The 25,569-nt window shown below is 61.3% G+C and carries 26 protein-coding genes, 1 pseudogene and 1 riboswitch; of the genes and pseudogenes, 13 read left to right on the forward strand and 14 right to left on the reverse strand.

Translation table 11 applies throughout. The features are described from left to right. Window positions 1-239 precede the first annotated feature (239 nt). Together T3A99_RS17230 and T3A99_RS17235 are read right to left on the reverse strand one after the other, a co-directional pair. On the reverse strand, window positions 240-1,922 hold the full coding sequence (locus T3A99_RS17230; protein WP_076386273.1) for a fatty acid--CoA ligase: 1,683 nt from the start codon (window positions 1,920-1,922) through the stop codon (window positions 240-242). A gap of 153 nt (window positions 1,923-2,075) precedes the next feature. Then, on the reverse strand, window positions 2,076-2,705 hold the full coding sequence (locus T3A99_RS17235; protein ID WP_322834603.1) for a LysE family translocator: 630 nt from the start codon (window positions 2,703-2,705) through the stop codon (window positions 2,076-2,078). 140 nt (window positions 2,706-2,845) lie between these two features. Here T3A99_RS17235 and T3A99_RS17240 point away from each other — a divergent pair, with 140 nt between their 5' ends. From T3A99_RS17240 to T3A99_RS17250, 3 genes are all read left to right on the forward strand, one after another. Next, a complete protein-coding gene (locus tag T3A99_RS17240) occupies window positions 2,846-3,811 on the forward strand; it encodes a 2-hydroxyacid dehydrogenase (protein WP_076386281.1) in 966 nt (321 codons plus the stop codon). A 33-nt stretch (window positions 3,812-3,844) separates the two neighbouring features. Then, window positions 3,845-4,843, forward strand: coding sequence for a class I SAM-dependent methyltransferase (locus tag T3A99_RS17245; RefSeq protein WP_322834604.1), 999 nt, complete (start codon window positions 3,845-3,847; stop codon window positions 4,841-4,843). Window positions 4,844-4,894: 51 nt separating this feature from the next. After that, window positions 4,895-5,015: riboswitch (yybP-ykoY riboswitch) on the forward strand. A gap of 90 nt (window positions 5,016-5,105) precedes the next feature. After that, a complete protein-coding gene (locus T3A99_RS17250; RefSeq protein WP_047229427.1) occupies window positions 5,106-5,690 on the forward strand; it encodes a TMEM165/GDT1 family protein in 585 nt (194 codons plus the stop codon). A gap of 195 nt (window positions 5,691-5,885) precedes the next feature. Here the strand turns inward: T3A99_RS17250 and T3A99_RS17255 are convergent, their stop codons facing one another. Beyond that, window positions 5,886-6,701, reverse strand: a complete 816-nt coding sequence (locus T3A99_RS17255; protein WP_047229426.1) for a M48 family metallopeptidase — start codon at window positions 6,699-6,701, stop codon at window positions 5,886-5,888. Between the two features lie 1,303 nt (window positions 6,702-8,004). Here T3A99_RS17255 and T3A99_RS27920 point away from each other — a divergent pair. Both T3A99_RS27920 and T3A99_RS27925 read left to right on the forward strand, forming a co-directional pair. Continuing rightward, a pseudogene (locus T3A99_RS27920) lies at window positions 8,005-8,199 on the forward strand (HAMP domain-containing protein); the annotation flags it as partial. A gap of 114 nt (window positions 8,200-8,313) precedes the next feature. Beyond that, on the forward strand, window positions 8,314-9,057 hold the full coding sequence (locus T3A99_RS27925) for a methyl-accepting chemotaxis protein (protein WP_372241397.1): 744 nt from the start codon (window positions 8,314-8,316) through the stop codon (window positions 9,055-9,057). A 113-nt stretch (window positions 9,058-9,170) separates the two neighbouring features. Here the strand turns inward: T3A99_RS27925 and T3A99_RS17265 are convergent, their stop codons facing one another. Genes T3A99_RS17265 through T3A99_RS17275 form a run of 3 tightly spaced genes read right to left on the reverse strand, consistent with a single transcriptional unit; the run spans window position 9,171 to window position 10,285 of the window. Then, window positions 9,171-9,794, reverse strand: coding sequence for an SOS response-associated peptidase (locus T3A99_RS17265; protein WP_047229424.1), 624 nt, complete (start codon window positions 9,792-9,794; stop codon window positions 9,171-9,173). A 35-nt stretch (window positions 9,795-9,829) separates the two neighbouring features. Then, window positions 9,830-10,090 (reverse strand): putative signal transducing protein, encoded by a 261-nt coding sequence (locus tag T3A99_RS17270; protein ID WP_014340166.1) that lies wholly within the window; start codon window positions 10,088-10,090, stop codon window positions 9,830-9,832. 12 nt (window positions 10,091-10,102) lie between these two features. Next, entirely contained in the window at window positions 10,103-10,285 is a 183-nt protein-coding gene (locus T3A99_RS17275) for a CPXCG motif-containing cysteine-rich protein (RefSeq protein WP_047229423.1), read from the reverse strand. Between the two features lie 139 nt (window positions 10,286-10,424). Here T3A99_RS17275 and T3A99_RS17280 point away from each other — a divergent pair, with 139 nt between their 5' ends. Further along, the gene (locus T3A99_RS17280; protein ID WP_047229422.1) at window positions 10,425-11,591 is read left to right on the forward strand and encodes a 1-acyl-sn-glycerol-3-phosphate acyltransferase; all 1,167 of its coding nucleotides are present in this window, start codon (window positions 10,425-10,427) and stop codon (window positions 11,589-11,591) included. 99 nt (window positions 11,592-11,690) lie between these two features. On the opposite strand, the gene T3A99_RS17285 is transcribed toward T3A99_RS17280, so the two are convergent. Then, window positions 11,691-11,972 (reverse strand): hypothetical protein, encoded by a 282-nt coding sequence (locus T3A99_RS17285; RefSeq protein WP_047229421.1) that lies wholly within the window; start codon window positions 11,970-11,972, stop codon window positions 11,691-11,693. 332 nt (window positions 11,973-12,304) lie between these two features. On the opposite strand from T3A99_RS17285, the gene T3A99_RS17290 reads away from it, so the two are divergent. After that, the gene (locus tag T3A99_RS17290; protein WP_047229420.1) at window positions 12,305-12,511 is read left to right on the forward strand and encodes a hypothetical protein; all 207 of its coding nucleotides are present in this window, start codon (window positions 12,305-12,307) and stop codon (window positions 12,509-12,511) included. A gap of 129 nt (window positions 12,512-12,640) precedes the next feature. Here T3A99_RS17290 and T3A99_RS17295 read toward each other — a convergent pair whose 3' ends face one another. Next, window positions 12,641-13,225 (reverse strand): YajG family lipoprotein, encoded by a 585-nt coding sequence (locus T3A99_RS17295; RefSeq protein ID WP_047229419.1) that lies wholly within the window; start codon window positions 13,223-13,225, stop codon window positions 12,641-12,643. A gap of 205 nt (window positions 13,226-13,430) precedes the next feature. Here T3A99_RS17295 and T3A99_RS17300 point away from each other — a divergent pair, with 205 nt between their 5' ends. Further along, on the forward strand, window positions 13,431-13,664 hold the full coding sequence (locus tag T3A99_RS17300) for a hypothetical protein (protein WP_047229418.1): 234 nt from the start codon (window positions 13,431-13,433) through the stop codon (window positions 13,662-13,664). A 737-nt stretch (window positions 13,665-14,401) separates the two neighbouring features. Continuing rightward, window positions 14,402-15,910, forward strand: a complete 1,509-nt coding sequence (gene mqo, locus T3A99_RS17305; RefSeq protein ID WP_047229417.1) for a malate dehydrogenase (quinone) — start codon at window positions 14,402-14,404, stop codon at window positions 15,908-15,910. 117 nt (window positions 15,911-16,027) lie between these two features. Here mqo and T3A99_RS17310 read toward each other — a convergent pair whose 3' ends face one another. Together T3A99_RS17310 and T3A99_RS17315 are read right to left on the reverse strand one after the other, a co-directional pair. Then, complete coding sequence (locus T3A99_RS17310) at window positions 16,028-16,315, reverse strand: PA4642 family protein (protein WP_047229416.1); 288 nt, start codon at window positions 16,313-16,315, stop codon at window positions 16,028-16,030. A 63-nt stretch (window positions 16,316-16,378) separates the two neighbouring features. Beyond that, window positions 16,379-16,864, reverse strand: a complete 486-nt coding sequence (locus tag T3A99_RS17315; protein ID WP_092402479.1) for a hypothetical protein — start codon at window positions 16,862-16,864, stop codon at window positions 16,379-16,381. A 319-nt stretch (window positions 16,865-17,183) separates the two neighbouring features. Between T3A99_RS17315 and dauA the strand changes: the two genes are divergently transcribed. Next, window positions 17,184-18,923 carry a C4-dicarboxylic acid transporter DauA gene (dauA, locus tag T3A99_RS17320; RefSeq protein ID WP_047229414.1) on the forward strand — a complete coding sequence of 580 codons (1,740 nt, stop codon included), beginning with the start codon at window positions 17,184-17,186 and terminating at the stop codon, window positions 18,921-18,923. A gap of 128 nt (window positions 18,924-19,051) precedes the next feature. Here dauA and T3A99_RS17325 read toward each other — a convergent pair whose 3' ends face one another. After that, window positions 19,052-19,525 carry a WbuC family cupin fold metalloprotein gene (locus T3A99_RS17325; protein ID WP_076386290.1) on the reverse strand — a complete coding sequence of 158 codons (474 nt, stop codon included), beginning with the start codon at window positions 19,523-19,525 and terminating at the stop codon, window positions 19,052-19,054. A gap of 3 nt (window positions 19,526-19,528) precedes the next feature. After that, window positions 19,529-20,086, reverse strand: a complete 558-nt coding sequence (locus tag T3A99_RS17330; RefSeq protein WP_047229412.1) for a hypoxanthine-guanine phosphoribosyltransferase — start codon at window positions 20,084-20,086, stop codon at window positions 19,529-19,531. 175 nt (window positions 20,087-20,261) lie between these two features. Here T3A99_RS17330 and upp point away from each other — a divergent pair, with 175 nt between their 5' ends. Together upp and T3A99_RS17340 are read left to right on the forward strand one after the other, a co-directional pair. Further along, the gene (gene upp, locus T3A99_RS17335; RefSeq protein WP_030138594.1) at window positions 20,262-20,900 is read left to right on the forward strand and encodes a uracil phosphoribosyltransferase; all 639 of its coding nucleotides are present in this window, start codon (window positions 20,262-20,264) and stop codon (window positions 20,898-20,900) included. Between the two features lie 2 nt (window positions 20,901-20,902). Continuing rightward, the gene (locus T3A99_RS17340) at window positions 20,903-22,177 is read left to right on the forward strand and encodes a uracil-xanthine permease family protein (protein WP_076386292.1); all 1,275 of its coding nucleotides are present in this window, start codon (window positions 20,903-20,905) and stop codon (window positions 22,175-22,177) included. Between the two features lie 129 nt (window positions 22,178-22,306). On the opposite strand, the gene hemH is transcribed toward T3A99_RS17340, so the two are convergent. Both hemH and T3A99_RS17350 read right to left on the reverse strand, forming a co-directional pair. Continuing rightward, the gene (hemH, locus tag T3A99_RS17345; protein ID WP_047229410.1) at window positions 22,307-23,332 is read right to left on the reverse strand and encodes a ferrochelatase; all 1,026 of its coding nucleotides are present in this window, start codon (window positions 23,330-23,332) and stop codon (window positions 22,307-22,309) included. 13 nt (window positions 23,333-23,345) lie between these two features. Continuing rightward, on the reverse strand, window positions 23,346-24,245 hold the full coding sequence (locus T3A99_RS17350) for a TIGR01777 family oxidoreductase (protein WP_322834605.1): 900 nt from the start codon (window positions 24,243-24,245) through the stop codon (window positions 23,346-23,348). 196 nt (window positions 24,246-24,441) lie between these two features. Between T3A99_RS17350 and T3A99_RS17355 the strand changes: the two genes are divergently transcribed. After that, window positions 24,442-25,428, forward strand: a complete 987-nt coding sequence (locus T3A99_RS17355) for an NAD(P)/FAD-dependent oxidoreductase (RefSeq protein ID WP_047229408.1) — start codon at window positions 24,442-24,444, stop codon at window positions 25,426-25,428. Window positions 25,429-25,569 lie beyond the last annotated feature (141 nt).

The following is a 25,569-nucleotide window of genomic DNA, read 5'->3' on the forward strand; positions in this document are numbered from 1 at the left end:
TCGCATCGCCCGTTTAGTGCGTGCGCCCCGTTCTTGAAAATCCTTAAACGGACTATAGCCAGCAGGTAGTACGGCTTGATCCCTCTAAAGTGTGATTTGCAGCCCGCGACCACTCTGGAACAGTCCTTTCGCCAGGCCGACAGATGTCGGCACGGCAAGGATGGCTGAAATTTTCGGTTTGACAAGGCAAGCGCTTGCTTGGTGGGGCTGCCGTGCCCTTTCGGGCACGGCAAAAACGTTTAAAGCGTCGACAGGAAGGTGCTGTTATTGCTCTGCCATTCGGTGACGTCGATGCGGATACGCTTCTTGTCGAGCTTGCCGACGCTGGTCTTGGGAATTTCCGTAACAAGGGCGATCTGGCTCGGGATCGCCCACTTGCTCAGGTGCCCCAATTCGACGAACGGCTTGAGATGTTCCTTGAGCTCGCGAGCCCCGATCTGATGCCCTTCGCGGATGACCAGCAAGGCAAATGGGCGCTCGCCCCACTGCGGATCGGGAATCCCCACCACTGCTACTTCGCGTACCGCCACGTGACGGCTGATGAGGTCTTCCAGGTCCAGGGACGAGATCCATTCACCGCCAGTCTTGATCACGTCCTTGATGCGGTCGCGAATATCGATCACGCCCATGCTGTCCAGCGTGGCGACATCGCCGGTGTGCAGCCAGCCGCCGGCCCAGAGCTCGGCGCCCTTCTGCGGCTCGTTGAAATAACCCTCGGTGAGCCACGGTGCGCGCAGCACCAGCTCGCCCTGGGTCTCGCCGTCAGCGGGCAGGAAATGCCCCTCGGCGTCGACAATCGCCGCTTCCACCAATGGCCCTGGTACGCCGGCCTTGATCCGGTAGGTGATGCGTTCGTCTTCGCTGCCGGCCATCAATTCGTCGTTGAGGTGGGCGCAGGACACCAGCGGGCCGGTTTCCGACATGCCATAGGCGGCGGTGAGCTGGATGCCCCTGGCCTTGGCCGCTTCATAAAGGCTGCGGTTCAGGGCGCTGCCGCCGATGACGATTTTCCAGCCAGCGAAATCGGTGTCCTGGGCGCCCTTGGCATTGAGGACCATTTGCAGAATGGTCGGCACGCAGTGGGAAAAGGTGACTTTCTCCTTGCGCCACAACTGGACCAGGAATTCGGGGTCATAACGGCCGGGGTAGACCTGCTTGAGCCCGAGCATGGTCGCCACGTACGGCAGGCCCCAGGCATGGACATGGAACATCGGCGTAATCGGCATGTACACGTCGTTGGTGCCCAGCAACCGCACACTGTCGATGGCGCCCATGATGGTCGACACGCCCATGGTGTGCAGCACCAGTTGCCGATGGGTGAAATACACGCCCTTGGGGTTGCCGGTGGTGCCGGTAGTATAGAACGTGGTGGCGACCGAGTTTTCGTCGAAGTCCTGGAAATCGTAGGCGGGGCTGGCGGCGGCGAGCAGTTGTTCGTATTCGCCCACCAGGTTCGGCAGGTCGGCGGTTTTTTCAGGCAGGTCGGTCAGCAGGAGGGTTTTTTCTACGGTCGTCAGGTGTCCGGCAATCGCCTGGTACAAACCGACGAACTCGCTGTTGACCAGCACGAAGCGGTCTTCAGCGTGATTCATGGTGTAGAGGATCTGTTCCGGTGACAAGCGCACGTTGATGGTGTGGATCACCGCGCCGATCATCGGGATCGCAAACATGCATTCCAGGTAGCGATGGCTGTCCCAGTCCATCACCGCCACGGTATCACCGGCCTTGACCCCGGCCTCGGTCAGCACATTGGCCAGCCGCGCGACGCGTTCGATCAGGGTCGGATAGCTGTAGCGCAACTGGTCGCGGTAAATGATCTCGCGGGTTTTCTCGTAACGCGCACCGGACATCAGCAGCCGCTTGATCAGCAGCGGGTATTGATAAGCGCCTTCGGCTGGAGGAATAACGCGAGTCTGCAACATAAGAGTCCCTTTTCTGACTGCACGGTCTTGGCTGGAAGTGAGCACTGTAGAGCGCCGGTACGCGGATCAAATCAGCCAAAGGAATGATTTGATCCGCCCGCAAATACTGGCCTTGAGCCATATACCGTCACCTGCAGTCAGGAGTCGGGGCGATCAACGCATCTCGGTAAACGCCAATTTGACGCCAATGGCAACGAGTACCGCGCCCATGGTCCGGTCGAACCAGTGGCCCATGCGGGCAAACCCGGCGCGCACGCGCTGCTGGCTGAACAGCATGGCCACCAAACAGAACCACACTGCCGTCGCCGCCGCCAGGTACACGCCGTAACCGGCCTGGATTGCCAGGGGGGTATGAGGGTTGATGACCACGGTGAACAGCGACAGGAAAAACAGCGTCGCCTTGGGGTTCAGGCCGTTGGTGACGAAGCCCGAGGTGAACGCGCCACGGGCGGTACGTTGGCCGGCCTCTTTGTGCAGGTTGTCCGCCGTCGGCTTGACCGGTTGCGCCCGCAGCGCCTTGAAGCCGATGTACAGCAGGTAGCCGGCGGCGGCCCATTTCAGCGCGTTGAACAGCACGATCGATTGCGACACGATCAGGCCAATGCCCAGCAGCGAATACCCCACATGCAGGAAAATCGCCGTGCCCACACCCAGCGCAGTCCAGGTTCCGGCGCGGCGACCATGGGTCACGCTCTCGCGCACCACCACGGCAAAATCCGGCCCGGGGCTGGCCACGGCCAACAGGTGGATCAGGGCGACGGTGAGGAATTCGGTGAGGTACATGGGGACTCCTTGGCTAGCTCAATCTCAAGACAAACATCAACTGTGAGTGAGGGGCTGTGTGGGAGCAAAGCTTGCTCCCACACACATCTGATAGGCTCGCCACATTACGCCTTCGATTCCTGCGATAAAAGGTACAGCTGATGACGAACAACGGCCGCGCAGTTTTCCTCGACCACCCTTCCCTGGACCTCGGCGATCTGGACCTGGGACCACTGCGCAACTGCTTCAGTGAACTGCAACTGTTCGCCCGCACGAGCCGGGATGAAGTGAGCGAGCGGCTCAAGGGCGCCACGGTGGCGATCACCAACAAGGTCGTGATCGATGCGACCGCCATGGCCGCCAACCCCGAGCTGAAGCTGATCCTGATCAGCGCCACCGGCACCAATAACGTCGACCTGGACGCCGCGCGCCAACACGGCATAACAGTGTGCAACTGTCAGGGCTACGGCACGCCGTCGGTGGCCCAGCACACGATCATGCTGCTCTTGAATCTGGCGACGCGCCTGGGTGATTACCAAAAAGCAGTCGGCGCAGGTCGGTGGCAGCAGGCTTCGCAGTTTTGCCTGCTGGACTATCCCATTGTCGAACTGGAAGGCAAAACCCTCGGGCTGTTGGGTCATGGTGAACTGGGCAGCGCCGTCGGACGACTGGCCGAGGCCTTTGGCATGCGCGTGCTGTTGGGGCAGATCCCCGGACGCCCTGCCCGCCCCGACCGCTTGCCTCTGGATCAACTGTTGCCGCAGATCGATGCCCTGACCTTGCACTGTCCTCTCAACGAACACACGCGCAACTTCATCGGCGCCCGGCAACTGGCGCAGCTCAAACCCGGCGCCTTTGTGCTCAACACCGCCCGCGGCGGCCTGATCGACGAACAGGCCCTGGCCGATGCCTTGCGCAGCGGCCATTTGGGCGGCGCGGCCACCGATGTACTGAGCGTGGAGCCACCGACCCAGGGCAATCCGCTGTTGGCCGCCGACATTCCTCGCTTGATCGTCACGCCCCATAACGCCTGGGGCAGCCGCGAGGCGCGGCAACGGATCGTTGGCCAACTGACGGAAAACGCCCAAGGTTTTTTCAGCGGTACAGCGCGGCGAGTCGTCAGTTGATAAACTGCCGCACTTTTTTTCAAGGAGCAGACCATGGATCCGCGCAGTGAAGTACTGCTTCGTCAGGCCGAGTTGTTTGAGGGTTCGGTCCTGCTGGCCGGCCTGCCCGCCGACGATCTGCTCGGCCGCTTGCCCCAAGCCCATGGCTGGTGCTGGCACGCCGGTGATCAGGCCGCGCTGGATGCCCGTTTCCCCGAGCGCAGCCACTTTGGCGTGAACGTGCCGGCCCGTGAGTTCGATACCGCCGTGGTGTTCCTGCCCAAGGCCAAGGACCTGACCGACTACATCCTCAACGCCGTGGCCTCGCGCCTGGCCGGTCGCGAGGTGTATCTGGTGGGGGAAAAGCGCAGCGGCATCGAAGGCGCGTCCAAGCAGCTCAATGCCTTCGGCAAGCCGCGCAAGCTCGACAGCGCGCGCCATTGTCAGCTATGGCAGGTCACCGTGGCCGACGTCCCCGAGGCCAAGCCTTTGGAAAGCCTCGCCCAGACCTACGAGCTGCCCCTGGCCGAAGGCGCACTGAAGGTCATCAGCCTGCCGGGGGTGTTCAGCCACGGTCGCCTGGATCGCGGCAGTGCGCTGTTGCTGGAACACCTGGATAAACTGCCCAGCGGCCACCTGCTGGACTTCGGTTGTGGCGCCGGGGTGCTGGGGGCAGTGGTCAAGCGTCGCTATCCGCACAACACCGTCACGCTACTGGACGTGGATGCGTTCGCTGCCGCCAGCAGCCGCCTGACCCTGGCCGCCAATGGTCTGGAGGCCGAGGTGCTGACCGGCGACGGTATCGACGCCGCGCCCATGGGATTAAGCGCGATTCTAAGCAACCCGCCGTTCCATGTGGGCGTGCACACCGACTACCACGCCACGGAAAACCTGCTGCGAAAAGCAGCTAAACATCTGAAAAATGGCGGCGAACTGCGCTTGGTGGCGAACAGTTTCCTCAAGTATCAGCCGCTGATCGAAGAGCATCTGGGGGTGTGCGCGATCAAGGCCGAAGGCCAGGGTTTTCGCATCTACCGGGCCAAGCGCGGCTGAAGCAAATTTAAGAAACAGCACTTGCCCAATCGGATTTGCCTAGGCAGAATCCGCTCCGTCCTAGGGGAGTAGTCTCCCGCGAGCGCCACGCTCGCCCGGCATACGTCAACATACTTGGTCAGCAGACCATGGCGTATGCGGCCCAAGCGTCCACGCAGATGGTCGCTGGGTTTGACAAGACCTATGACACGCACACCTTACCCGGGGCGGGAAGGCTGTACGTGTCATAGCCGTGTCGACCCGCCCCTCTAGGAATCACCTGATGCTGGACTCTTTCCTCGTACCTACCGCTATCGTTGCGCTGGCCGAAATCGGCGACAAGACGCAACTGCTCGCGCTTATTCTCGCGGCTCGCTTTCGCAAACCCTGGCCCATCATTGCCGGCATCGTTGCCGCCACCTTGGCCAACCATGCGGCAGCCGGCGCGGTGGGGGCCTGGGTCGGGAGTATTTTCTCGGACGCGGTCCTGCACTGGATCCTGGCGGTGAGCTTTGCCGCCACGGCGCTGTGGACGTTGGTGCCGGACAAACTGGACGATGACGAAGCCAGTACGGCCCGCAAGTTCGGGCCATTCCTGACCACGCTGATCGCGTTCTTCCTGGCGGAAATCGGCGACAAGACCCAGATCGCCACAGTGATGCTCGCCGCGCAGTACCCGGAACTGTGGCTGGTGATCATCGGCACCACCGTGGGCATGCTGATTGCCAACGTGCCGGTGGTATTGGCCGGTAACTTCGCCGCTGAAAAGCTCCCCCTGACGCTGATCCGCCGCCTGGCCGCCTCGGCGTTCTTGGTCCTGGCGATCGTGGCGGTGTACAAGGCGATGCAGAGCAGTGGGTGGGTTTGATCGGGTAGGTGAGTAATACCGCGTTATCGTTCATCGCGAGCAGGCTCGCTCCCACACTGGCTGCGGGTGATCACAAGAATATCGAACACGGCCAATCTCTTGTGGAAGCGAGCCTGCTCGCGATAAACGATGACGCGGTCTGATTGAAGTCTGCGTCGCCTCTGTCGCGAGCAAGCTTTGCTCCCACAACGATGGTTACTTTCTGGCCTGCTGATACAGCGGCATCACCTTCGGAATCGCCGCCTGCAGCGACGCGATCCGGCTGCTGGAGGACGGGTGGGTGCTCATGAACTCCGGCGGCGCACCTTCCGAAGCCTTGGCCATCTTGTTCCACAACGTGATCGCGGCATTCGGGTCGTAGCCGGCGCGAGCGGCCAGTTCCAGGCCGATCAGGTCGGCTTCGTTCTCATTGCCGCGACTGTTGGGCAGGGTCATGCCGTAGTTGGCCACGGTATCGGCCAGTGCCAGGCTGTCCTGGCCCAGACCGAACAATGCACCGGCGCCCTGCTTGGCCATTTCGATGCCGTAGGCCTTGGACATCGCTTCGCGGCCGTGCTCGCGCAAGGCGTGAGCGATTTCGTGGCCGATGATCGCGGCGATTTCATCGTCAGTGAGCTTGAGCTTGTTGATCAAGCCGGTATAGAAAATGATTTTGCCGCCGGGGCCGCAACTGGCGTTGAGCTCATCGCTCTTGATCAGGTTCACTTCCCAGTTCCATTGCGCCGAATCCGGGCGGAACACAGGTGCCTGAGCGATCAGCCGACTGGAGATGGCCTGGACGCGCTTGGCATCGCTACTCGTCTTGTCCAATACACCCTTGGCGCTCGCTTCGCCCATGGTCTTTTGGTAGGACTGGGCATACATCTGATTGACCTGGTCGGTGGACAGCATGCTGAACATGTATTGCTTGCGCTCCACGCCCACGGCTCCGCCGCTGGTAGTGTTGACCGACTGGCAACCGGCAAGCAGCAAGCCCACACTCAGTGCACTCACCATCAATATCTTGTTCATGTAAGAAGCTCCCTGGAAACGTGGGCGTATCCTAGGCGCTGATTTGTATCGGCGCCAGATACATAGCGTGGGATTACAGTTTTTTCAGACAGACCCTACTCCAGTCCATTTACGACACCCACAAAGCCAAAACAGTCATCCGACGAACAGCGCCTCATGCTGGGCCAAAGAATCGCCGATACAGGCTTCAGACGTCATTCCCGCGTCCGGAGCCTTTATGAAATTCAAATCGATCCAGTTTTCCGTGGCCGCTCTGGCCGGCGCCATCATCCTCAGTGTGGTCGGTGCCCTGGTGCTGTACGCGCTGTTTGCCGGCGCCCGCACCCAGGACATGGTGCAACAGCGGACCAAGGCGCAGTTCGAGCATCTGATCGAACAACGCCTCGACGCGCTCGCCCGCACCCAGGCCAGCCTGATCCAGCGAGAACTGGAGGCACCGCTGTTGCTTGCCCGGGGCCTGGCGACCACCAATGCCTTGATGGGCATGAACGGCCCGGACGGCAACGCGCAATTGAAGGTGCCCCGCGAGCAGATGATCAGCCTGCTGCGCGAAACCGTGGTGCGCAACCCGAAGATTCTCGGCGCCTACATCGCCTGGGAACCGAACGCCATTGACCACGACGACGCCAATTACGTGAACAGCCCGGTGCTGGGCATGGAAGCCGACGGGCGCTTCCTGCCGTGGTGGTTTCGCAACCAGGACGGCACCCTGGGCCTGGAAAAGCTCGCCGATGTGACGGACCAGAAACTGCTGTCCACCGGTATTCGCGCCAGTGAGTACTACCTGTGCTCCCGGGACAGCAAGAAAGCCTGCGTGATCGACCCGGCGCCTTATCGCGTTGGCAACACCATGACCATGCTCGCCTCGTTCATCGAGCCGATCATGGTCGATGGCAAGTTCCAGGGCATCGTCGGCGCCGACCTGTCGGTGAACTTCATCCAGGACATGCTCGTCGCTGCCGACCGCGAGCTGTATGAGGGCGCCGGGGAAATGGCGTTGCTCTCCAGCAACAACCGCTTGGTGGCCTTCACGAAGGACCCGTCCAAACTGGGAGAAAAGGCCAGCGACCTGCTGGACGCCAATGAACTGGACAACCTGTCCAAGCTCAGCGTCGGCCAGGTACGTTACGACGTCGATGAAGCCCATGGGCATATCGAGGTGTACATGCCGTTCGGCATCGGTGAAACCCAAGCCCGTTGGACGCTGATGCTGCAACTGCCACTGGATGCGGTGATGGCCGAACTGCAAGCGTTGCAAAAAGACCTGGATGCGCAACGCCAGACCGACATCTTCGGCATGGCCATGGTGGGCCTGGTGATTGCCGGCATCGGCCTGCTGGTGATCTGGCTGGTGGCCCACGGCATCGCCCGTCCCCTCAAGCAAATGGTGGCGATGCTCGATGACATCGCCCAGGGCGAAGGCGACCTGACCCGTCGGCTGGTGAGCGACCGCGCGGATGAACTGGGTGCGATCGCCAAGGGCTTCAATACCTTCCTGAGCAAGTTGCAAGGGATGATCACCCAGGTCGTCACCTCGGTGCAGAGCGTCAGCGATTCCTCGGAGCACACTGCCGACATCGCCATCCGCACCAACCAGGGCGTGCACAAACAAATGGTGGAGATCGATCAGGTCGCCACCGCCGTGCACGAGATGACCGCCACCGCCCAGGACGTGGCCCGCAACGCGACCCAGGCCGCCCAAGCCGCTGGTCACGCAGACCAGGCTGCCAGCCAGGGCATGCAGATCGTGCGGGACACTTCCACCTCCATCGGCGCCCTGGCCGTGGAAATCGGCAAGGCCGTGGGCGTGGTGCAGGCTCTGGCCAAGGACAGCGAGAACATCAACGCGATTCTCACCGCCATCCGCGGGATCGCCGAACAGACCAACCTGCTGGCCCTCAACGCGGCCATCGAAGCAGCTCGCGCCGGTGAACAGGGGCGTGGATTTGCGGTGGTGGCCGATGAGGTGCGCAACCTCGCGCAGAAAACGCAGCAGGCCACTGAAGAAATCCAGACGATGATCCAACAGTTGCAACAAGGCACCCGGGATGTGGTGCGGGTGATGGAAGACAGCCAGCACCGCACCGATGAAAGCGTGCAACACGCAGCGAAAGCGGCCCAGGCCCTGGAGACCATCACCCAGGCGGTGTCGGTGATCAACGACATGAACACCCAGATCGCCAGCGCCGCCGAGGAACAAAGCGCGGTGGCCGATGACATCAACCGTAACGTGATCAACATCGGGCAAGTGGCAAATGAAGTGGCCGGTGGCGCGGACGAATCCAGCGCGGCCAGTGCGGATCTGACCAAACTGGCGGAGCAGCAGCGGCGGTTGATCAATCAGTTCAAGGTTTGATCCGAGGGCCCCATCGCGAGCAGGCTCGCTCCCACAAAGGGTTGGTGGCGAACACGATTTCTAATGTGGGAGCGAGCCTGCTCGCGATGGGGCCAGCACAGGCGCCTCAACACTCAAGCCGGAGTCAGGCACTCCGGCCCGTTGAGCTTCGGATCATTGACCATGTTGGCCAGTACCCGCTCGCGCAATGCCGCCGGTTCACTGGCCAGCAAGCCTTGCAATACATGCAGTGGCGTCTCGGGATCGAGCCACAGACGCTGGCCCTCTTCATCCAGGATCAACGGCCGACGCTGCCCTGCCGCCGGCTGGGTGATGACTGCGGTGCTCAGCCACACCTGTTCCTGCACGGGATAGGCTTCCCAGATCGCGGCGAAAAACAACGAAGAGCCCTCACCCGGCGTCAACCAGTAAGGGCGTTTGCGCGTGCCACCGCGCCATTCATAGAAGCCGTTGGCCGGCAGCAGGCAACGGCGCAGGCGCAGGGCCTCACGAAACATCGGCTGCTCGGCCACGGTTTCGGCCCGGGCGTGGGCCGGGGTACGGGACAGGTCGGTCAGCCAGGGCGGCGTGAGGCCCCAGCGGGCCCGGGCCAGTTCGCGCTGCCCCTCAGCGCCGGCGCGCAGCATCAGCACCGAATCGTTGGGCGAAATATTCCACTGGGCCTTCTGGTCGGCGGGGAAGCCGGGCAAGGCCGCAAAGGCGGGGTTCCAGCGAAACAGGGCATAACGTCCACACATGGGGCAACACGACTCTTGATCAAACGGTCGCCAGCCTAACAGACCAATGTGCCGGGGTAACTGTCCGGCTCATCGCCGGGCAATGGCAGCGCGGCATTGTAGGCGGCGATCAGCTCCCGGGCGTATTGCGCCTGGTCGTCCTCCACCGCCAGTCCCAGCAGGCCATACATCGGCAACTCGCCGGCGCCGCCCACCAGGTCACGGCCCACCAGGTGGGCGGTGATGCCTTCGCTGGCGAGCATGCCCTGGAGCAGTTCGCCTTCCATCAGGTTTTCCAGCTCGTAGATTCGCTGCATGGACGTCCCCCATCATTCGTTTTCACTGAAGACTTCCAGATGCCATTCTTCATCGTGGACCTGCAGGACAAATGTTATCGGTCGGCAACAGACCTGACAGTCCTCGATATAGGTCTGATCACCGCCGGACAGGTCCACCAGCGTTTCCACTTCCTCACCACAATACGGACATTCATACGGAGCGGTTTCCAGCATCGCGGTCTCCCAGGTGACTTGTGCGTATAATCGCCGGTCTATTTGCAGGGCTATTTTTGTCTGGCGGATCTTCCAGGCCGTGCCCTGTCGGTTTTTCGATCGAACCTTTACTTACCCTAGCCGTTTCCTACAAGAGAGCATGATGGGCGAATTCGATGCCATCCGACCTTACGACGACAGCGAAGTCCCAGCGGTGCTGGCACGGCTGCTCGGCGACAAGGCGTTTCTAGATATCCTCACCCACTTCCGCTTCCCACGCCTGGCCGGGGCTTTCGGCTGGATGCTCAAGCCTCTTATAGCGCAAAGGTTGCGTCGTGAGTTCGCCGGCGTGACATCGGTCGCCACTTTGCAGGACAAAGTGGAGTTCTATGTCGACCACACGATCGAGCGTGCCACCGATGGCGTGACCTACACCGGGGTGGAGCAATTCAAATCCGGTAGCGCGTACCTGTTCATCGCCAACCACCGCGACATCGTGATGGACCCGGCCTTCGTCAACTACGCCGTGTACCACGCCGGCTTGCCGACGCCACGCATCGCCATCGGCGACAACCTGCTGCAGAAGCCCTTTGTCAGCGATCTGATGCGTCTGAACAAAAGCTTCATCGTGCACCGCTCCATCACCGGACGGCGGGAAAAAATGGCCGCGTACCAGTTGCTCTCGGCCTATATCAATCACTCGATCCGCAACGACTGCGCCTCGATCTGGATTGCCCAGGCCGAGGGTCGGGCCAAGGACGGTGACGACCGCACCGAATCGGCGATCCTCAAGATGTTCCACATGAGCCGCAAGGACGAACCCTTCGGCGAGGTCATCCAGTCGCTGAACCTCACGCCGGTGTCCATCAGCTACGAATACGACCCGTGCGACCAGGCCAAGGCCCGCGAGCTGTACATCCGCGCCACCACCGGCACCTACACCAAGGCACCGGGCGAAGACGACGTGAGCATCGCCAAGGGCATTACCGGCTACAAGGGGCGGGTCCACGTGAACTTCGCCGCGCCGATCACCGAGCTGTTCGAGGACACCAAGCAACTGGCCCAGGAAATGGACCGGCAGATTCTCGGCGGCTACCGCCTGTTCCCGGTGCATTACCTGGCTTACGCCCAATGGGCCGACGCCGACCCGCAGTTGCAGGTTCCGACAGCGGCCGAGGTGTTTGGCGCCGATGAACTGGCCAAGGCCCAGGAAGAATGGCAGCGCCGGCTGGACGCTTGCCCGCCGGAGCACCGCCCATTCCTGGTGCTGCAATACGCGACACCGGTGCGTAATCAGTATCGGGTCAAGGCGGGATTGGCGCTTTAAGCGACGCCTGTCAAAAAGATCGCAGCCTTCGCCAGCGCCTACATGAATCGATTGTTCATCTTGTAGGCGCTGGCGAAGGCTGCGATCTTTTTTTATCCATCAGAACTGTGTGCTGACCCACGACACCAGCAGTGCCAGGCCCAGGCAGGCAAAGCCGAAACGGTAGAAAAACCGGTTCATGCGCTGGGTCGCCAGGTCCAGCAAGGCTTCGAATCGCTCGTCGCCGTCGCTCTTGCGCGCCTCAAGGCAGGCCCGCGCCCGTTGTTCACGGCGGCGCGTGGCATGCAGCACCCAACCGCCCGGGCAGGCAAACAACAATGCGAGCAGGTTGATCAGTTTGGCGGGGTGAGCAGCGAACAACGAAAACAAATGCAGCGACATCACAAACCTCAAGCAATAAACGGACAGGACGCGCCCGGGACCTACGAACGGCGTGAATTCTACCGAAAGCGCCCTCGCCTACTGCACTTTTTCCGACCAATAACGATCAGTTGGGGCGATGGCGCGCAGACTTTGTGGCGAGGGGATTTATCCCCGCTCGAGTGCGCAGCGCTCGCAAACGCTTAAGCAAGGCAGACGTCCCAGGGGCCGCTTCGCGACCCAGCGGGGATAAATCCCCTCGCCACAGGTTCAATCCGGCTAATTCCGGGCGTCACGGTTTCGTCATCTGAATAGGCCACCCTGTCGCCCTTCAAACCTGCCCGGAACCCACCATGCTCCACGCCGAAAACCAGGATCGTCTCTATCTCATCAGCCCGAGCGACGAACAACAGAACCTCGTCGGCAGCCTGTCCTTCAACGTACAGGATCGGCATTGGCTGGTGTATTGCGCCCTTGGCGGCCATCAACACGCCGACCTTCCGGAGACCGATCTGCTGACTGGGATCAGCGTGCTGGAGCTGTATTCCCAGGCTGCATGAAGGTTTCTTGCTTGCAAAAAAACTGTGGGAGCGAGCCTGCTCGCGATAGCGGAGTGTCAGTCACCTCAATGTTGACTGATCCGCCATCGCGAGCAGGCTCGCTCCCACAGGGGTTACGGAACGTCCTACTTACTCAGCCAGCACCTGACCAATGGTCGGGTCCTTGAACAGGCGTGTCAGGGCGTCGCTCAACACGTCGCTGACCAGCTTGGTGTTGGTGTCCTGGTTAGGCGCCATGCCGAAGCGCTGGTCCAGCGAGGCGCCGTAACGACCGCTGTAACGACGATTGGCGTTCTGCACCTCGGAGCGGAAGGTCGCGCCGATGGTGGCTTCGGTCACATACATGCCTTCCTTGGGCGACTGGTACTTCAACTCGGCCAGGGTGACGGTCAGTTGCGGTGCATTCATCGCATTGGCGGTAGGGGTGAAGCCCAGCAAACGTACCGCCGCTTCGGCCTGGGCCTGCAGCTTGGGCAAAATCTGCGCGCCCTGCACCGTGATCACACTGGTTTCCGGGTACAGCCCGCCGCGGGTGCCGAGGGTCGGCGACGGACGACCGTCCACCACCCGTACCACCACCGGCTGGCCGCGGCCCACGGGCGCCAGCTGGGCGTTGAGCTTGGGCTCCGGGTTAAGTTGTTGCGGGCTGTGGGCGCAGCCGACGAGGGCCAGACTGGTCACAGCGATCAAACCGAACAACAGGCGTTGCAACATGCTCTTCTCTCCAGAATCGGGCACAAACAGGCCCGCAGTATAGCGGTGCGCTATGGCGGTGAACTAGCGCTGCACGATGAATACTCAAATGTCTGACACCCCATGGGAAAACCGGTTCGTGTCATGCCATTGTCATGATCCTTACACCGGCATGTCATGGCCTCCTGTCAGCCTTCGCACAAGCTCCCCGACACGGTGTCCGACCATGCGTTTTCTCATTTCCCTGTTCACTCCGCGCCCACAGCACCGCTGCTTCGCCCTGCTGGACCGCAACGGCCGTTGCCAGGCATTCAAGCAATGCAACCTGCAGCCCATGGGTGAAGGTTGGGTGGAAATCGAAGAGATTCGCTTGAACTGGCTGCACCAGCCATTGCCCGCCAGCGCCCGCGTGCAAACCCTTGGCGCTCGCCCACGCAACCGTCAACTGTTGGCCGTCTGACCGGATGGCTAATAAAAGTCATTAAACACGACCATTTCCCTGCGTTTCTTCGATACAATCTGCCCCCGATTATAAGGACGTCTCCTGATCGGGCCTCGCAACACCGCTAATGCGCTTGTATTGGCACCCCGCACCGCCCACAGAGAGCCGCCCACACAGATCGAGTGAAGCTGGCGCGCTTGCTGTTCTTCAAGCAAATCACCACTTTTCGCGAATCTGCAGAGCTGTCATTACGCTCGGTCACTGAGCTGTCTGCCCGTTTTGCCTGTCATGTATTACATGGGGGCAAACCAAACCGGGCGCGGTGCCAGGCTGGGACAGCCCTTTTTTGAGGTTCACGTCTTCAAAAGAGCGTGAAAAAACGGGTTTTCACAACTTCACGAGAGTGTGGCGAGCAAATGAATAGTTTTGCGTCTGAACAAGCACCATTAGCGTCTGAAACAGCCCAACGACACAGGACCGCCTATCGCTCAAGAACCGGCGCCTGAAGCCTGTCCGCTACGGATTTGGTTGCACGAACGGATGTCTCGGCCATAAGTCGAATTGCCTGCCCGGCGCTTAAATGAGTTCATGGGACTCTGAGGCCAGGCTGCATGCATCCGCAGTAGTTGCGAAAAATTGCGAAGATTCGGACATGGCGATCCTGGCCATGGATACCTGGGGCGCAACTGACCTGCCCCGCCACTCCTGGCCGCCATGCCGACAATTTGGTGCTGCAGATTTTGGAGACGCGTTAAATGGCGCATAACGAAGCAGTCGATGTAGTTCTGGTAGGGGCCGGCATCATGAGTGCCACCCTGGCCGTGCTGCTCAAGGAACTCGACCCCGCGATCTCGCTGGAAGTCGTCGAGTTGATGGATTCCGGTGCCGCGGAGAGTTCCAACCCGTGGAACAACGCCGGCACCGGCCACGCCGGGCTGTGTGAGCTGAACTACACGCCCCAGGCGGCCGATGGCAGTGTCGACATCAAGAAAGCCGTGCACATCAACACCCAGTTCGAGGTGTCGAAGCAGTTCTGGACGTACCTGACCAAAAAAGGCACGTTCGGCTCATCCAAATCCTTCATTGCCCCCGTCCCGCACCTGAGCTTCGTGCAGGGTGAAAAAGGCGTGTCGTTCCTGAAAAAGCGCTTTGAACTGATGCGCCAGCATCACGCCTTCGCTGACATGGAATACACCGAGGACAAGGCCGTGATGGCCGAGTGGATGCCGCTGATGATGCCGGGCCGGCCAGCTGACGAAGTCATCGCCGCCACCCGCGTCATGAACGGCACCGACGTCAACTTCGGCGCCCTGACCAACCAGTTGCTCAAGCACCTGACCAGCGCCCCGGACACCCAGGTCAAATATTGCAAGCGCGTCACCGGCCTCAAGCGCAACGGCGCGGGCTGGACCGTCAGCATCAAGGACGTCAATTCCGGCAGCAGCCGTGACGTCGATGCCAAGTTTGTCTTCCTGGGCGCCGGTGGGGCGGCATTGCCGCTGCTGCAAGCGTCGGGCATCGAAGAAAGCAAAGGCTTCGGTGGCTTCCCGGTCAGCGGCCAGTGGCTGCGTTGCGACAACCCGGAAGTGGTCAAACATCACCAGGCCAAAGTCTACAGCCAGGCCGCCGTGGGCTCGCCACCGATGTCCGTGCCGCATCTGGACACCCGCGTAGTCGATGGCAAGAAATCCCTGCTGTTCGGGCCATACGCCGGTTTCACCACCAAGTTCCTCAAGCATGGTTCGCTCATGGATCTGCCGCTGTCGGTACGTGCCGGCAACATCGGCCCGATGCTGGCCGTGGCCCGGGACAACATGGACCTGACCAAGTACCTGATCAGCGAAGTGATGCAGTCCATGGAGCAGCGCCTGGAATCCCTGCGTCGCTTCTATCCCGAGGCGAAAGCCGAGGATTGGCGCCTGGAAGTGGCCGGCCAACGGGTTCAGATCATCAAGAAAGACCCGAAGAAAGGCGGTGTCCTGCAGTTCGGCACCGAACTGGTAGCGGCCAAGGACGGCACCCTCGCCGCCTTGCTCGGCGCCTCGCCCGGTGCTTCGGTGACCGTCTCGATCATGCTGGACCTGATCGAGCGCTGCTTCCCGGACAAAGCCAAGGGAGAATGGGCGAGCAAACTCGCTGAGATCTTCCCGGCGCGGGAAAAAGTGCTGGAAACCGACGCAGCGCTGTATCGCAAGGTCAATGCGCAGAACAACGTCGCCCTGGAACTGGTTGAAGAAAGCAGCGAGACACCCAGCTTCGCTTGATTCTGCCGGATAAAAAAACGCCCCGTTCTTTCTGAGAGCGGGGCGTTTTTTTATGGGAGAAGCTGTCGTGGCGAGGGGGCTTTCTCCCGCTAGCCAGCGAAGCAGGCCGCTTAGTAATCAGCCACGAGCCTTGTTGATCAACTCGATGTATTCCTCGGCATTGCGCTGATCTTGGATCAGCGCCACGAAATCGTTGCCATGCTCATCCTTACCGTTGAGGTCGTAGCCGGCCTCGACGAAAAACGTCAGAAAGCGCTCGAAGTCGTCGACCCGCAGGCCACGGTAGGCCTTGATCAGTTTGTGCAGCGACGGCGAAGTGGCATCGACCGGATCGAAATTGAGGAACAGCTTGATCTGCTCATCGCCAATCTCGTCACCAATCACTTGTTTCTTGTCTTTACGCATTGCCGGGCTCCAGCTCGCACAGTTCACGGGGGCGGGCAGTTTACCCCCGGCAGGCCTCGGGGCTCAACGCGGGCGTACAGCACCGGTGTGCAGGTCGGCCCAGATATGGCCATTGGCGTAGCTGAGGAACTGCACGTACACCGTGTCGTTGCGCAGCAGATCGATCACCACTTGATACTGGGCCTGTGGATAAGACAGGGTCAGGGTCTTGCTCGCCTCGTCGAAGGCAGGTTTTTTCAGGCTTTTGCTTTCGCCATCGAAGTTCAAGATCACCTGGTTGAGGGTGGCGCCTTTGTTCAGGGGTTTACCTTTGAGGCGCACCAGCAACGGCGATGTAACCGGTATCGGTTGCTGGTTGGACTGACGCTGATTGCCCAGCACCACCGAATACTCGGTGACCTGAAGCAATTGCTGGTGTTCGGGTTGTTCCTGACGTACCGCCAGATCGTCGGGGGGCAGAAATTGACTGTGCATCGGCGCGCCAACGGCCGCCCACGACAGGCTGGACATCAGCAGCAGAGCGGCGCAGCGACGGGTCAGTACACTCATGACAGGCTCCAGGATCTTGGCCCGGCACTCTAGCATGAGCCCAGGCGGTAAAAATAACGATCCAGGTCAATACATCCGCGCCACGAGCACGGCATACTCAAGGAGCCATCAGCCCTCGCATCACATGATGCCCCTTGTGGCGAGGGGATTTATCCCCGCTGGGCTGCGAAGCAGACCTAAACCGGATACTCGGTGAATCAGACAGATCACCCAACCCGACGGGGGCTGCTATGCAGCCCAACGGGGATAAATCCCCTCGCCACTGGTTAGGTGTTTGCCGGGTATTTGGTATTTGCCCCGCTCATTTCGTGGAGTGCCCATGTCCTTCTCCGCCCCACCGATATTCGCCGCTTGGCGCCAAACCTGGCGCGCCGGTTACACCCTTGAGCGCCTGCGCGGCGATCTGGTGGCCGGGCTGACCGTCGGCATCATTGCCATCCCCTTGGCCATGGCCCTGGCAATCGCCGTGGGCGTGCCGCCGCAGCATGGCTTGTACACGGTGCTAGTGGCCGCCCCCCTGATCGCCCTCACCGGCGGCTCGCGCTTCAACGTGAGCGGGCCGACAGCGGCGTTCGTGGTGATCCTGCTGCCCATTACCCAGCAATACGGCCTGGGCGGCCTGCTGCTGTGCACGATGCTGGCGGGCATGATCCTGATAGCGCTGGGCCTGATGCGGGCCGGGCGGCTGATCCAGTACATTCCTTATCCGGTCGTTCTCGGTTTTACCGCTGGGATCGGCGTGGTCATTGCCACCCTGCAACTCAAAGACCTGTTGGGCCTGACCACTGTCGGCAACGCCGAGCATTACATCGAGCAATTGGGCGCCTTGATCACGGCGCTGCCCAGCGCCCGGCTCGGCGACGGCCTTATCGGCCTCATCTGCCTGGCGGTATTGATTGTCTGGCCGCGCTGGGTGCCGCGTGTTCCGGGACATCTGGTCGCCCTGTTGGTGGGTGCGCTGTTGGGGCTGGCGCTGGAAAGCGGCGGCTGGCAAATCGCGACATTGGGCGAACGTTTCAGCTACGTGGTCGACGGCATCAGTTACCCCGGCATCCCGCCATTTTTGCCGAGTTTCGACTGGCCTTGGAATCTCCCGGACAATCAGGGCCGCTCCTTGGAACTGTCCTACGATCTGATCCGCCAATTGCTCGGGCCTGCCTTTGCCATCGCCATGCTCGGTGCCATTGAGTCGCTGTTGTGCGCGGTGGTGGCCGACGGCATGACCGGCAGTAAACACGACCCCAACGCCGAACTGATCGGCCAGGGCCTGGGCAATCTGGTGGCGCCACTGTTCGGCGGCATCACTGCCACGGCGGCGATTGCCCGCAGCGCCACCAATGTGCGCAGCGGCGCGTTTTCGCCATTGGCCGCAATCATTCACAGCCTCGTGGTGCTGGGGGCAATTGTGCTGCTGGCGCCGTTGTTCAGCTATCTGCCCATGGCAGCGCTGGCGGCGTTGCTGGTGATGGTGGCCTGGAACATGAGCGAAGCCGGACACGTGCTGCACACCTTGCGTATCGCCCCACGCAGTGACGTGCTGGTGCTACTGACCTGCCTGAGCCTGACCGTACTGTTCGACATGGTCCTGGCCGTCGCCGTCGGCCTGCTGCTGGCCGCCGGGCTGTTCATCAAACGCATGAGCGAGCTGACGGACACCGCCGAACTGCCGCGCCATTTCCATCAGGCCCTGCTGGAGATGCCCGAACACGTTCGCTGCTACGCCATTCGCGGACCGCTGTTTTTTGGCGCGGCAGAAAAGGCCCTGGATGTGCTGCGCAAATTCGATCCGGGGATTCGGGTGATGGTGGTGGAAATGAGCGCCGTGCCGATGTTGGACATGACTGCGCTGGCGGCTTTTGAAAGCATCCTCAAGGACTACCGCAAGCAGGGCATCGGCCTGATTCTGGTGGCAACCGCGCCACGGGTACGCCTGAAGTTGCGCCGCGCCGGCATCCATCGCGAGCAGCGCCAACTGGCGTATGTGCAGACCCTGGAGCAGGCACGGGCCAAAAGCGAAAAATGGCTCGCCGGTAGCGCTGCACACTCGAGCCCGGCCTGATTGATCTGTTGCCACGCAGCTGTTTGTGGCGAGGGAGCTTGCTCCCGCTTGGGTGCGTAGCATCCACCTGCAATTGGGGCTGCTGCGCAGCCCAGCGGGAGCAAGCTCCCTCGCCACAGAAGCAACGCTCAGTCGAACTGAGCGCGCATCCAGGCCTGGTACTGCGCCACCCCCGCCTCGCCTTCGCGGGGCGCCCAGGGGGCCAGTTCGCCATCGCCCACCGGGCGGTAAGGCCCGGCCTTGCACTCGAACATCAGGCTGTCGGCTTCCAGCACCACTAAACCGTGGTACACGCCCGCCGGCAGGTCGACACCGAGGCAATCGCCACCGGCCTGCAGGATACGCTTGTCCACCACCGTCCCGGTTTCATCAAAGATCAACACACCGAGCCGGCCCTTGAGCACCAGCAAGGTTTCAGCCTTGTCGGCGCTCAGGTGGCGATGCGGCGGGATGTAAGTGGACGGCTGCAAGCCAACCGCCATGCGATGGCAAGGCTCGTCCATCTGATGAAAATTGTGGTGTTGGCGCCCGCGAGGACTGGCCGTGGCTTTCTCGGCCAGTTCGTTGAACAGCGCTTGATCCAGAAAGCCCGGCCGGTTCATCGATTACATTCCTTTGACGGCGAAAATACCGTTGGCATTGCGCCAGTAACCTTTGTAGTCCATGCCGTAGCCGAAGATGTAGCGGTCAATGCACGGCAGGCCGACGAAATCGGCTTTCAGGTCCGGACGGGCCTTGCGGTCGTGGTCCTTGTCGATCAGCACGGCAGTGTGCACAGCGCGGGCACCGGCGTGTTTGCAGAAGTCGATGATGGCGCCCAGGGTGTGACCTTCGTCGAGGATGTCGTCGATGATCAGCACGTCACGGTCGATGAACGAAACTTCCGGCTTGGCTTTCCAGAACAGGTCGCCACCGCTGGTTTCGTTGCGGTAACGGGTGGCGTGCAGATAGGACGCTTCCAGCGGGAAGTTCAGGTAGGTCAGCAGTTTGCCGGAGAAAATCAGCCCACCGTTCATGACGCAGAACACCACCGGGTTGGAATCGGCCAACTGGTCGTTGATTTGCGCGCCGACACGGGCGATGGCCGCTTCGACTTCGGCTTCGGTGTACAGGCAGTCAGCCTCTCGCATGATTTGACGGATATGCTCGAGATCAGCGGACATGGCGCTCTCCAGGGGAGGTTGGGGGAGGGACGGGTTCGGAAAAGCGGGCAAAGGTACGCATCCCGCCCGGCCAGATCAAGCGTTTGTGGACTAACGTTCTGTATTGTCTATAGGACAACACCCTCGGATAGATTAATCTAGGCCGGTTTTTTTGCCCGCCGCCGGAGCTTTCCCCATGCCCATCCTCGAGATCCGCCACCCGCTGATCAGACATAAACTCGGCCTGATGCGCCGCGCCGACATTAGCACGAAGAACTTCCGCGAACTTGCCCAGGAAGTCGGTGCACTGCTCACCTATGAAGCCACCAAGGACCTGCCGCTGGAGTCCTATGAAATCGACGGTTGGGCCGGCACGGTCCAGGTGGAAAAAATCGCCGGCAAGAAGATCACCGTGGTGCCGATCCTGCGTGCCGGCATCGGCATGCTCGAAGGCGTGCTGAGCCTGATCCCGGGCGCCAAAGTCAGCGCCGTGGGCGTGGCCCGCAACGAGCAGACCCTGCAGGCGCACACCTACCTGGAAAAACTGGTGCCGGAAATCGACGAGCGCCTGGCAATGATCATCGATCCGATGCTCGCCACCGGCAGCTCCATGGTCGCCACCATCGACCTGCTGAAAAAAGCCGGTTGCCGTGACATCCGCGCCATGGTGCTGGTGGCGGCCCCCGAAGGCATCAAGGCGGTGGAAGACGCTCACCCCGACGTCACCATCTACACCGCTTCCATCGACCAGAAACTCAACGAACATGGCTACATCATCCCAGGCCTGGGCGATGCCGGCGACAAGATCTTCGGTACCAAGCAGAAGGACGCTTGAGCATGCAGGATGAGTTCAACGATCCGCTCTGGCGCCAGGTCTTATCCGGCGCGCAGATGCTGTTCGTCGCCTTCGGCGCGCTGGTACTGATGCCGCTGATCACCGGGCTGGACCCGAACGTAGCGCTGTTCACCGCAGGCCTGGGAACAATCCTGTTCCAGATCGTCACCGGGCGTCAGGTGCCGGTGTTTCTGGCATCGAGCTTTGCCTTCATCACCCCGATCATTCTCGCCAAGGGCCAGTTCGGCCTGGCCGCGACCATGGGCGGGGTGATGGCGGCCGGTTTCGTCTACACCTTCCTGGGCCTGGCGGTGAAGGTCAAGGGCACCGGATTTATCGACCGCTTGCTGCCGCCGGTGGTGATTGGGCCGGTGATCATTTCCATCGGCCTGGCCATGGCACCGATTGCCGCCAACATGGCCATGGGCAAGGCCGGCGACGGCACCGAGCTGATTGCCTACCAGACGGCGATGCTGATCTCGATGCCGGCGCTGCTCACCACCCTGATCGTCGCGGTGTTCGGCAAAGGCATTTTCCGCCTGGTGCCGATCATTTCCGGCGTGCTGGTGGGCTTTGCCATGGCGTTTTATTTTGGTGTAGTGGACACCGCCAAAATCGCCGCCGCGCCATGGTTCGCCCTGCCGAATTTCACCGCGCCGGAGTTCAACTGGCAAGCGATCCTGTTCATCGTGCCGGTGGCTTTGGCGCCAGCCATCGAGCACATCGGTGGGGTCATCGCGGTGGGCAGCGTGACCGGTCGCGACTACCTGAAAAAACCCGGCCTGCACCGCACCCTGCTCGGCGATGGCATCGCCACCACGGCAGCCGGCCTGTTCGGCGGCCCGCCCAACACCACCTACGCCGAAGTCACTGGCGCGGTGATGCTGACCAAAAACTACAACCCGAAAATCATGACCTGGGCGGCGATCTTCGCCATCAGCCTGGCGTTCATCGGCAAGTTCGGCGCGCTGCTGCAAAGCATCCCAGTGCCGGTGATGGGCGGGATCCTGTGCCTGTTGTTCGGTTCGATCGCGGCGGTGGGCATGAACACGCTGATCCGCCACAAGATCGACCTGAGCGAAGCGCGCAACCTGGTGATCGTTTCGGTGACGCTGGTGTTTGGTATCGGCGGTGTGCTGGTAGGCACCGGCACCGGCCCGGACGACTTCGGCCTCAAAGGCATCGCATTGTGCGCGGTAGTGGCGATCGCCCTGAACCTGATCCTGCCGGGCAATGACGGCTGGAAGCAGAAGAAGGCGGATGAGCCGCTGATCTGACTCAAGCTTGAAGTTTTGTGCTGCCAGTCAGATAGCTATCGCGAGCAGGCTCGCTCCCACATCAGCGGATCTTTGAACACTCGAGATCCATTGTGGGAGCGAGCCTGCTCGCGATTGGGCCCTTGATTTTTACAAAGCGATCGGTGCCCGCTCGCACAGGGTGCTCAACGCCTGCGCCCATTGCACATCATCATTGAGACACGGCACCAGCACCAACTCCTCCCCGCCCGCCTCACGAAATTGCTCGCGCCCGCGATCACCGATTTCTTCCAGGGTTTCGATGCAGTCGGCCACAAACGCCGGGCACATCACCAACACTTTTTTCACGCCACTTTTAGCCAGTTCATCCAGGCGCGCTTCGGTGTAGGGTTCGATCCACTTGGCACGCCCCAGTCGCGACTGGAACGACACCGACCATTGGCCATCCTTGAGCCCCATGCGCTGGGCGAACAGGTCGGCGGTGCGAATGCATTGCGCGCGGTAACACGTAGCCATGACCTCAGGCGGCGCATTTTTGCAGCAGTCGGCGTCCTTGAAGCAATGGAAACCCGTGGGGTCGAGCTTGGTCAGGTGCCGCTCGGGCAAACCATGGAAGCTCAACAGCAGGTGGTCGTAATCCTGCATCAGATACGGCTTGGCGCTGGCAACCAGGGCGTCGAGGTATTCCGGCTGATCGTAGAACGGCTGGAGAATCGAGAACTGCACATCGAGCTTCTTCTCGCGCACCACCCGCTTGGCTTCTTCGATCACCGTGGTGACTGTGCTGTCGGCAAATTGCGGATACAACGGCGCCAGCGTGATCTTCTTGTGGCCCTGGCTTGCCAGGCGCACCAGGGTCGACTCAATGGACGGCTCGCCATAACGCATCGCCAACTCAACCGGCCCCTGGGTCCATTGCGCAGTCATGGCTTGTTGCAAGCGACGGCTGAGCACCACCAGCGGCGAGCCCTCGTCCCACCAGATCGACGCATAGGCATGGGCCGATTGCTCGGGGCGCTTGATCAGGATCAGCGACACCAGCAAGCGCCGCACCGGCCACGGCAGGTCGATGACGTAGGGATCCATCAAAAACTGATTGAGGTAGCGGCGCACATCGGCCACCGAAGTAGAAGCAGGCGAACCCAGATTCACCAGAAGCAACGCGTGATCGGTCATGCAACGTCCTATTTCAAAGGCGGTCCGACAAATCGTCGAGAGCCGCATGCAAATCAGTGAACCGGAAAGTGAAACCCGCCGCCTGCAATCGGGCCGGCGTTGCGCGCTGGCCGCCCAGCAACAGCAATGACAATTCTCCCAATGCGACCTTCAGCGCCAGCTCCGGCATCGGCACCACGGCCGGCCGATGCAACACGCCCCCCAGGGCCTTGGCAAAATCGCGGTTACGCACCGGGTTCGGCGCGCAGGCATTATAAGGACCGCTGGCCTCATCGCGGTGCAGAAGAAAATCAATCAGAGCGATTTGATCGGCAATGTGAATCCACGGCATCCACTGCCGGCCATTGCCAATACGCCCGCCCAACCCCAGTTTGAACGGCAGCAGCAGCCGCGACAAAAAGCCGCCCTCGGCCGACAGGACCAGACCGGTGCGAACCAGTACCACCCGTATGCCCATGGCCTCGGCGCGCTGCGCGGTTTCCTCCCAGGCGATGCACAACTGGCTGGCGAAGTCCTCGCTCACCGGTCCCGAGTCCTCGGTCAGCTCACGCTCGCCGCCGTCGCCGTACCACCCCACCGCGGAACCGGAAATCAATACCCCGGGTTTGTGTTCGCTACGCTCCAGCCAAGCCAACAACGCTTCTGTCAGGGTGATGCGACTGCTCCACAACAACTTCTTGCGTTTATGGCTCCAGGGTCGATCCGCAATCGGTGCCCCCGCGAGGTTGACCACCGCATCCACCGGCTCGGCAATCTCCTCGAGCCGGGCGACACCCCGCACTTGCGCGCCGCAGATCTTCGCCACGTCTTCGGGGCGACGACTCCACACCGTCAAGCGATGGCCCTGCGCCAACCAGTGGCGGCAGAGCTGACGTCCGATCAAACCAGTACCGCCGGTCAGCAATATGTGCATGAAGTGTTCCTCGCATCGCGTTTTACCCAGCCCATTAGTCTATTTTTATAAGCAGGGATTTTTCGTATCAGGCAGGGTCTGTGTTTAACAATAGGTCACCCTGTCAAAACGCGAACGGTAAAACTTATACCAAAAACCCTAATTGTACAGGTTTAAACGACGGCGTAGTCTGTACAGAAAGGTAAACGAGGCCCTCATGACTGTACCTATCGCAATCATCGGCACCGGCATCGCCGGACTTTCAGCCGCCCAGGCCCTGACGGAGGCCGGGCATGTCGTTCAACTCTTCGATAAAAGCCATGGCAGTGGCGGACGCATGTCCAGCAAGCGCAGTGATGCCGGCGCACTGGACATGGGCGCGCAGTATTTCACTGCCCGCGATCGCCGCTTCGTGATGGAAGTCCAGCGTTGGCAAGCCCAGGGCTGGGCGGCGGAATGGACACCTCAGCTTTATCATTTCAAGGATGGGCAACTGAGCCCGTCGCCGGATGAGCAGACCCGCTGGGTCGGCACCCCGCGCATGAGCGCCATCACCCGTGCCCTGCTTGGCGAGTTGCAGGTGCAGTTCTCCTGCCGCATCACCGAGGTGTACCGCGGTCAGGAGCATTGGCACTTGCAGGACGCGGAAGGCTTCACCCACGGCCCCTTCGGCCAGGTGGTGATTGCTACGCCCGCGCCCCAGGCCACGGCATTGCTGGCGGCCGTGCCAAAGCTGGCCGCAGTGGCGGCGGGCGTGAAGATGGACCCCACCTGGGCCGTGGCCCTGGCCTTCGAAACACCGCTGGATACCTCCATGGAAGGCTGCTTCGTCCAGGACAGCCCCCTCGACTGGCTGGCTCGCAACCGCAGCAAACCGGGGCGCGACAGCACGCTCGACACCTGGGTGCTGCACGCCACCAGCGACTGGAGTCGCCAACACATCGACATGGCCAAGGAAGCGGTGATCGAACACCTGCACGGCGCGTTCGCCGAGTTGCTGCACAGTGCAATGCCTGCGCCCAGCTTCAGCGTGGCCCACCGCTGGCTTTACGCGCGCCCCGCCGGCAACCATGAATGGGGCGCCTTGGCCGATGCCGACCTGGGTATGTATGTCTGTGGCGACTGGTGCCTGTCCGGTCGTGTCGAAGGTGCTTGGCTAAGCGGTCAGGAAGCCGCACGCCGTCTGCACGCCAGCCTGCAATAGAACGCGCCAGCCTACGTCACCCGCTGCTGTCGAAACAGGCAGCAGCCTGTCTGCGCAAAAACCACATCGCCCCACACGCAAAAGCGGTTGACTTGTGCGCGTTCGGATCTATGATGAAAATATTGTACACAAATGTTATTT

The sequence above is a fragment of the Pseudomonas sp. N-137 genome (assembly GCF_034555295.1).
Taxonomy (GTDB): Bacteria; Pseudomonadota; Gammaproteobacteria; order Pseudomonadales; family Pseudomonadaceae; genus Aquipseudomonas; species Aquipseudomonas rhizophila.

Coding starts and splice junctions, on each gene's coding strand:
- T3A99_RS17310 (WP_047229416.1), bottom strand. CDS start 16,315: ATGCGTAAAGACAAGAAACAAGTGATTGGTGACGAGATTGGCGATGAG.
- T3A99_RS17235 (WP_322834603.1), bottom strand. CDS start 2,705: ATGTACCTCACCGAATTCCTCACCGTCGCCCTGATCCACCTGTTGGCC.
- hemH (WP_047229410.1), bottom strand. CDS start 23,332: ATGACCGATCACGCGTTGCTTCTGGTGAATCTGGGTTCGCCTGCTTCT.
- T3A99_RS17240 (WP_076386281.1), top strand. CDS start 2,846: ATGACGAACAACGGCCGCGCAGTTTTCCTCGACCACCCTTCCCTGGAC.
- T3A99_RS17325 (WP_076386290.1), bottom strand. CDS start 19,525: ATGAACCGGCCGGGCTTTCTGGATCAAGCGCTGTTCAACGAACTGGCC.
- T3A99_RS17290 (WP_047229420.1), top strand. CDS start 12,305: ATGCTCCACGCCGAAAACCAGGATCGTCTCTATCTCATCAGCCCGAGC.
- T3A99_RS17355 (WP_047229408.1), top strand. CDS start 24,442: ATGACTGTACCTATCGCAATCATCGGCACCGGCATCGCCGGACTTTCA.
- T3A99_RS17350 (WP_322834605.1), bottom strand. CDS start 24,245: ATGCACATATTGCTGACCGGCGGTACTGGTTTGATCGGACGTCAGCTC.
- T3A99_RS17315 (WP_092402479.1), bottom strand. CDS start 16,864: ATGAGTGTACTGACCCGTCGCTGCGCCGCTCTGCTGCTGATGTCCAGC.
- mqo (WP_047229417.1), top strand. CDS start 14,402: ATGGCGCATAACGAAGCAGTCGATGTAGTTCTGGTAGGGGCCGGCATC.
- T3A99_RS17270 (WP_014340166.1), bottom strand. CDS start 10,090: ATGCAGCGAATCTACGAGCTGGAAAACCTGATGGAAGGCGAACTGCTC.
- T3A99_RS17275 (WP_047229423.1), bottom strand. CDS start 10,285: ATGCTGGAAACCGCTCCGTATGAATGTCCGTATTGTGGTGAGGAAGTG.
- dauA (WP_047229414.1), top strand. CDS start 17,184: ATGTCCTTCTCCGCCCCACCGATATTCGCCGCTTGGCGCCAAACCTGG.
- T3A99_RS17265 (WP_047229424.1), bottom strand. CDS start 9,794: ATGTGTGGACGTTATGCCCTGTTTCGCTGGAACCCCGCCTTTGCGGCC.
- T3A99_RS17295 (WP_047229419.1), bottom strand. CDS start 13,225: ATGTTGCAACGCCTGTTGTTCGGTTTGATCGCTGTGACCAGTCTGGCC.
- T3A99_RS17340 (WP_076386292.1), top strand. CDS start 20,903: ATGCAGGATGAGTTCAACGATCCGCTCTGGCGCCAGGTCTTATCCGGC.
- T3A99_RS17250 (WP_047229427.1), top strand. CDS start 5,106: ATGCTGGACTCTTTCCTCGTACCTACCGCTATCGTTGCGCTGGCCGAA.
- T3A99_RS17255 (WP_047229426.1), bottom strand. CDS start 6,701: ATGAACAAGATATTGATGGTGAGTGCACTGAGTGTGGGCTTGCTGCTT.
- T3A99_RS17245 (WP_322834604.1), top strand. CDS start 3,845: ATGGATCCGCGCAGTGAAGTACTGCTTCGTCAGGCCGAGTTGTTTGAG.
- upp (WP_030138594.1), top strand. CDS start 20,262: ATGCCCATCCTCGAGATCCGCCACCCGCTGATCAGACATAAACTCGGC.
- T3A99_RS17230 (WP_076386273.1), bottom strand. CDS start 1,922: ATGTTGCAGACTCGCGTTATTCCTCCAGCCGAAGGCGCTTATCAATAC.
- T3A99_RS17280 (WP_047229422.1), top strand. CDS start 10,425: ATGATGGGCGAATTCGATGCCATCCGACCTTACGACGACAGCGAAGTC.
- T3A99_RS27925 (WP_372241397.1), top strand. CDS start 8,314: ATGGTGGAGATCGATCAGGTCGCCACCGCCGTGCACGAGATGACCGCC.
- T3A99_RS17330 (WP_047229412.1), bottom strand. CDS start 20,086: ATGTCCGCTGATCTCGAGCATATCCGTCAAATCATGCGAGAGGCTGAC.
- T3A99_RS17300 (WP_047229418.1), top strand. CDS start 13,431: ATGCGTTTTCTCATTTCCCTGTTCACTCCGCGCCCACAGCACCGCTGC.
- T3A99_RS17285 (WP_047229421.1), bottom strand. CDS start 11,972: ATGTCGCTGCATTTGTTTTCGTTGTTCGCTGCTCACCCCGCCAAACTG.